The 443-nt window shown below is 67.0% G+C and carries 2 protein-coding genes; both read right to left on the reverse strand.

From position 1 onward, the window contains the following. The coding region (locus VZP09_RS18210) for a sodium ion-translocating decarboxylase subunit beta (protein ID WP_328795326.1) at positions 1-303 on the reverse strand (303 nt) is incomplete at its 3' end. A gap of 15 nt (positions 304-318) precedes the next feature. After that, on the reverse strand, positions 319-429 hold the full coding sequence (locus VZP09_RS18215) for a biotin/lipoyl-containing protein (RefSeq protein WP_255322136.1): 111 nt from the start codon (positions 427-429) through the stop codon (positions 319-321). Positions 430-443 lie beyond the last annotated feature (14 nt).

Raw genomic sequence — 443 nt, forward strand, 5'->3', positions numbered from 1 at the left:
GGCCAGCGCCAGTGCCTCTTTGATGGCGTGGACGTCCGGCGCGCAGTGGAGCTTCGCGGCNATCACCGCCAGCTGCGCCGGGTCGTGGTGAGCCAGCAGGCTCTCTAGGGCGGTGAGCGCCAGCCCGGCCTCCGGGATATTGGAGAGCAGGCCGCCGAAGCCAATCGGCAGCAGCAGTAACGGCTCGAACTTCTTCGCGATGGCCAGCCAGAGCAGCAGCAGGCTGACCAGCAGCATGATGGCCTGGCCGGCGCCGAGGTGCATCAGCCCCATGCCCTGGATCAGGGCGTTCAGACTTTCCATTTCCGCTCCTCGTCCTTACGCCAGGGTCATCAGGGTGTCGCCGACCGCCACCGCGTCGCCGGCTTTCACCGCGATACCGCGCACGGTCCCGGCCTGCGCGGCGCGGATTTCGGTCTCCATCTTCATGGCTTCCAGAATCA

Origin of the sequence: Klebsiella sp. EMBS2024 (assembly GCF_036233805.1) — a bacterium.
Classification (GTDB): domain Bacteria; phylum Pseudomonadota; class Gammaproteobacteria; order Enterobacterales; family Enterobacteriaceae; genus Klebsiella; species Klebsiella pneumoniae.